Raw genomic sequence first — 5,551 nt, forward strand, 5'->3', positions numbered from 1 at the left:
AGGGTGTTGATGACGGCCGGACTGCCGTATTGCGCCACCACCTCCAGCACCTTGTCCATCGATACCTGGTCGGTCACCGTTCCCGAGAGCCGGATTCGACCGTTGACGGTGCCGACCTTGACCTTGGACGAGGGGACGGCTGCCTGGATCGAGCGGGAGATATCCGCCGTGTCGGCGCCGACTTCCACGGCCAGCAGTCCGACCGGGGCACCCTCCGCCGAGAACAGGTTCACCGTCGTTGTGCCGAAGCTCTTGCCCACCAGATACAGCGACTTGTCGGTAATCGGCTGCGCATCGGCGATGGTCGGGTCGGCGGAGACGATCTTGCCGACGGGACTGGAAATGACCACGGTCACCGCCTGGCTGACCGGCAGCTTGATGCGCATCACCGAAGTCGTGCTGAGATCATAGGTTACGGTCTGCGCCACCGCTGCACCCGGCAGCGCTGCCGCCAGGCCAAGCCCGATCACCGCGGCGGCAAGGGCCGCGCGCGCTGCCGCGAACACGAGGCCCACGATGGGGCGGAGGTCGCGTCGGGCGATCATGGCGGAACGGCTCGGGTCGCTGGTCGTCAATTGCTCTACTTCACGGCAATAGCGGGCTTGGCAGGACACTAGCCCCGTTACGGTCAACGCCGACTTAACGGGGGTCTCATTGGGCATTGCCGGCGTTGGTCCAGAACGGGCTCGAGATGCGGATCGCCTGATTGAGGGCCTGCGAGGCGGAGTCCCCCGCCTTGGCGACTTCCATCTTGGGCCGCAGGACCAGTGCAAGCCGTCCCACCGACGTGGCGTTGATCACCACCTCGGCCTGCTCGGGCCGCAGTTCGAGGGTGGCGATTGCCACGTCTGAGAACACCTCGGAGTCCTTCTGGTCCTCCTCGGCCTCGGCGTCCCGCCGCGTGCCGCCCAGCCAGGCATTGATCGCCAGCACACGCACGTTGGTGAGCACCGTCTCGGACTGCTGACCGGCCGCCGTGGCATGGGTCAGCACCACGTCGACGCGATCGTTCGGCACGATGAAGCCTCCGGACGCCGACTCCGCCGCAACCGACACCGAGACGCCGCGGGTTCCCTCCGACAGCATCGCCGACAGCAGGCCGTCGCCCGCCTCCGCCAGTTTCTCCTGGCGGATGGGCTCGCCGGAGAAGAACTCCGCACGCGCCATCGATTCTGCCAGTTCCGTCTCGGCGTCGGGCAGAGCGGAGAACGTGATGTAGTCGGGCCGGATGGCGGTCTCCGGCCACTCCACCCACTCCACCGAGCCGGGCTCCAGAATCTCTCCGACGGCGATCTGGTGGGCTGCCACCAGAATCCGCGCCGTGACCGGCTGGATCACCTCGGTGACCGGCGCCGGGGCCGCGACCGGTTCCGCCGCGACATCGGTCGCGGCCGCCTGGTCGACCGGTTCGGCTTCGTACATCGTCAGGTAGGCCGCGACGCCGCCTGCGGCGAGGGCCACGAGCAGAAGGGCGATGCGCGCGGGCTGGAACAGCGACTTGAGGCCGCTGGGACGGCCGCTCTGCACCGGGGAGTCATCGTCGTCGGTCACGACCGATTGCAGGACCTCGGCCCGCCAGGCATCGAGATTGCGCCGATCGACGACCGGCGCTTCGGTCCAGTCGGCATCAGGCCGTGCCGTGTCTCGGCCGCGTCGCTCGACGCGCACGGGGGATTCCGCACCGCGCCCGGGGGCGTCGGTCTCGTCTTCGACCGGTCGGCTTTGTGCACGTCGGAGCAACCTGCAATCCTCGTTGTCGAACGCCGGGCAGCGGCTCTACTGCGCGGGTGGTCCGGAGCTTGCTCGTTTCTAGCTCCCAAGGATCACCTTTCGGTTCCAAACCGGACGCAAATGCCGGGCGCGTCTTTACCGGTCGTTCACTACCCTGGCGCCGCGGCCTCGCGCGAGCACCCCGCAGATTCCCCGTGACGATGTCAAAAGATTATAATAGCATACCATTATAAGAAGATGCCGGTGGTCTGGGAGAGGCCGATCGGCGGCAGGGCAGCATTCTTCGCCCGCCACCTACGGTCCGTCGGTCTGCGCGCCCGACGGAGCAAGCCGATGCGCGTCATGGAGGGAGGAATATTCTCATGAAGCTATTCAAATCTGTCGTTGTCGTTGGAGCAGTGCTGGCATCGCTGGTGTTTCCGGGGATCGCGGCGGCCCAGACGGTCGACGAGATCGTTGCCCGCGGCAAGCTGATCGTGGCAGTGGACACCACCACGCCGCCCTACGGCTTTCTCGATGCGGAACTGAAGCCGACGGGCTTCGACATCGAGGTCGCGACCAAGATGGGCGAGGCCCTCGGAGTCCCCGTCGAGTTCGTCACCGTCACCTCGCCGGGCCGCATCCCGGCCCTGCTGACCAAGCAGGTCGACGCGGTCGTGTCGATCTTCTCGATCACCGCGGCCCGCGCCATCCAGATCGATTACTCGATCCCGTATGCGGGGCAGTCCGCGGTGGTCATCGCCCCCAAGGGAACCGCTGTCAGCAGCCACGCCGATCTCGTCGGCAAGAAGGTCGGGGTGACCCGCGGCACCGCCGAGGACGGCATTCTGACGGCCGCCGCCGAAGCCAACCCGGGCATCGAGATGCTGCGCTTCGATGACTATGCATCGTTGCTGCAGGCCATGGTCTCCGGTCAGATCGACGTCATGGGGGGGGGCGACTACGGCGAGATCTACCTCAAGAAGAGCGCCAACGGCGACGACTTCGAGCAGAAGTACAAGCTCAAGACCTTCTACTTCGGCATCGGCGTGGCCAAGGGCAACGACAACCTGCGGCAGTGGATCAACACCTGGCTGTTCACGCTGAAGAATGACGGCGTCCTCGAGGCGCTGTCGCAGAAGTACCGCAATCAGCCCTTGCCCGAACTGCCGGTATTCTGACCATTGTCCGCTGACGGGCGGGGCCGTGCCGGCTCCGCCCATCTCCACCCGCGATAGGGGGCCCATGCAAACCGCCCTGCAGTTCGGACCGGTCCTCATCCATCTCGACGATCTGCTCGCGGGAGTCTGGAAGACCGTTCAGCTGGCCGTCCTCTCGATCGTCTGCGGCACGGTGATTGGCGTCTTCGGCGCCATCGGCCGCAGCTTCGGGCCGCGCTGGATTTCGTGGCCGGTGGCCGCCTATGTCGAGCTGATCCGCAACACCCCGCTGCTCATTCAGCTCTACTTCGTCTTCTTCTCTCTGCCCCTGTTCGGGCTGAGGCTCGACAGCAATGCGGCCGCCATCCTGGCGCTGTCGATCCACCTCGGCGCCTATGCCACCGAGATCCTGCGGGCCGGCGTCGAGTCGGTGCCGCGCGGCCAGATCGAGGCCGCCAAGGCGCTCGGCCTGAAGCCCTATCGCATCATCCGGCACATCGTGCTCGTGCCGGCCCTGAAGGCCGTCTATCCCGCCCTGTCGGCGCAGTTCATCCTGCAGCTGATGGGAACATCGATCGTCGGGGCGATAGCCGCCGAGGAACTGACGGCGATCGCCAACAACCTTGTGATGCAGACCTTCCGCAGCTTCGAGATCTACATCCTTCTGGCCGTCATCTACTTCGTCCTCGTTCAGGCCGCGAGCCTCGTCCTTGCCGCCCTCGGGCGGCTGCTGTTCCGCTGGAAGGCCTGACCGCATGAGCCTGCGCGATTTCGGACCCAACGAACTGGTCTTCCTGCTGATGGCAACGCGCTGGACCATCCTGCTCGCCCTGATCGGCTTTGCCGGCGGGGGGGCGATCGGGCTGCTGATCGCCGCGCTGCGTGTCGCACCCGTCGCGCCGTTGCGCTGGCTCGCCGCGGGCTACACCCAGTTCTTCATGGGGACGCCCATCCTCATCCAGCTGTTCATGGCCTATTACGGTGCGTCGTTCCTCGGTGCCCGGCCGGATCCCTGGTTCGCCGCCGCGCTGACCTTTTCGCTCAATGGCGGGGCCTTCTTCGGGGAGATCTTCCGTGGCTCGATCGAGGCCATTCCGCGCGGCCAGTGGGAAGCCTCGACGGCTCTCGGCCTGCGCTTCGTACGGACCCTCCGGCTGGTGATCCTGCCGCAGGCGCTGCGCCTCATGCTGCCCCCGACGGTCGGGTTCATGGTTCAGATCGTCAAGACCACCTCGGTGGCCTCGCTGATCGGCCTCGCCGAGCTCGCCCGTTCCGCCACCCAGGTCAACACCATCACCTTCCAGCCCGTGCTGGTCTTCGGCACCGTGTCGCTGATCTACTTCGCGCTGTGCTGGCCGCTGTCGCTGATCGCCGGCCACCTGGAGCGGCGCCTCGGCAGCGGCCTGTCCCGTGCACCGGGCGGGCCGCTGCTCACCGCAAACTGAACCCCGCGCCTGGCCCTAGTGGGCCATCAGAACCGGTACTTCGGCATGCTCGAGCAGATGTCGGGTGGCCCCGCCCAGCGCCCACTCGCGGAAGCGGGAATGGCCGTAGCCGCCCATCACGATCAGATCCGCAGCCGCGCGCCGCGATTCGTTCAGCAGTGCCGCCCCGGTATCGTTCCAGCCGTTGATCATGCGGATCTCGGAGCGGATGCCGTGCCGGCTCAGATAGCGGCCGACATCGGTGCCGGGTTCCTCGCCATACTGCTCGCCGGCCCCGCTCTCCTCGACGATGCCGATGATCACGGCGGCGGCCTTCTCGAGCAGGGGCAGGGCGCCGGCAAGCGCACGCGCCGCCTCGGGTGCGTTCTTCCACGCCACGAACACCGTCTCCAGCTTCGCCTCCGAAACCTGCTTGGGCGGCAGGAAGATACAGGGCCGGCCGGATCGGAACAGTACGGTTTCCTCGATGCTGGAGCTGCCCGCCGGATCGCCGTAGGGGCGTGTGCCGACGAACAGGTCGCTGGTCCGGGCCTCGGCGGCCAGCGCCTTGCCGACCTCACCCGGATAGACGTCCAGTCGCCTGAGTTCGGTCGACGGGCCGAACTGCGCGAGCTGTTCGCGCAGCCTGGCCGCGGCGGCATCGGCGCGCGCCGTGCCCTCGGCGATCAGCGCCTGCAGGAAGGCCGACCCGGAGGGATCGGTCATGGAAATGATCTCGGGGACAACGTTGACCTGCAGGCCCTTCAGGTGGGCATCGAAGAGTCTGGCCATGGTCCCCGCAAAGGCCAGGCGAACCGCATCCTCCTCGGATCCGGTCAGGTGGACGGCAATGTCCCTGATCATGCTTTTTCCTCAATCATCCTTCGGCTTGCCGACCGTCACGCGCTGCGCATAGGCCAGCGCCGCCATCAGCGCGACGAAAGCCAGAATGACAACGGTGATGAAGACTAGTCCCTCGGTAGGCATCTGCCAGGTTCCTTATTTTGGCGGTAATGCGATGCAGTCACGATCTTATCGCCCGGTGTGCCGGACCTGGCTTTGACACAGGTCAATCGCGAGTAACAGTCGCGCAGAGTCGGGCTTCTGTTGAATCGGGCTGCCGACCCGGCTAGGCTGACCGTGTTGCGTTGCGGAGCACCACGTGGGTAACCAGCGGGCAAGGGCCGATCTGGCGGTAGGCATTGTCGCAGCGCTTCTGCTCGTCGCCGCGATCGGTGTCTCGGTCGTCCCTCCGGA

The 5,551-nt window shown here is 66.4% G+C and carries 6 protein-coding genes; 3 read left to right on the plus strand and 3 right to left on the minus strand.

Annotated features, from left to right (window positions below):
- Together ACE3TU_RS18380 and cpaB are read right to left on the minus strand one after the other, a co-directional pair.
- Positions 1–575: pilus assembly protein N-terminal domain-containing protein (locus ACE3TU_RS18380; RefSeq protein ID WP_374626850.1), on the minus strand; the 575-nt coding region annotated here is incomplete at its 3' end.
- Between the two features lie 76 nt (positions 576–651).
- Positions 652–1,668, minus strand: a complete 1,017-nt coding sequence (cpaB, locus tag ACE3TU_RS18385; RefSeq protein WP_374626852.1) for a Flp pilus assembly protein CpaB — start codon at positions 1,666–1,668, stop codon at positions 652–654.
- A gap of 425 nt (positions 1,669–2,093) precedes the next feature.
- On the opposite strand from cpaB, the gene ACE3TU_RS18390 reads away from it, so the two are divergent.
- From ACE3TU_RS18390 to ACE3TU_RS18400, 3 genes are all read left to right on the plus strand, one after another.
- Complete coding sequence (locus ACE3TU_RS18390) at positions 2,094–2,891, plus strand: transporter substrate-binding domain-containing protein (RefSeq protein WP_374626854.1); 798 nt, start codon at positions 2,094–2,096, stop codon at positions 2,889–2,891.
- A 64-nt stretch (positions 2,892–2,955) separates the two neighbouring features.
- Complete coding sequence (locus ACE3TU_RS18395) at positions 2,956–3,621, plus strand: amino acid ABC transporter permease (RefSeq protein ID WP_374626856.1); 666 nt, start codon at positions 2,956–2,958, stop codon at positions 3,619–3,621.
- Between the two features lie 4 nt (positions 3,622–3,625).
- Positions 3,626–4,315 (plus strand): amino acid ABC transporter permease, encoded by a 690-nt coding sequence (locus ACE3TU_RS18400; protein WP_374626858.1) that lies wholly within the window; start codon positions 3,626–3,628, stop codon positions 4,313–4,315.
- A gap of 15 nt (positions 4,316–4,330) precedes the next feature.
- Here ACE3TU_RS18400 and ACE3TU_RS18405 read toward each other — a convergent pair whose 3' ends face one another.
- Positions 4,331–5,158, minus strand: a complete 828-nt coding sequence (locus tag ACE3TU_RS18405) for a universal stress protein (RefSeq protein WP_374626860.1) — start codon at positions 5,156–5,158, stop codon at positions 4,331–4,333.
- Between the last annotated feature and the right edge of the window lie 393 nt (positions 5,159–5,551).

Source organism: Devosia sp. (genome assembly GCF_041917035.1).
Classification (GTDB): domain Bacteria; phylum Pseudomonadota; class Alphaproteobacteria; order Rhizobiales; family Devosiaceae; genus Devosia_A.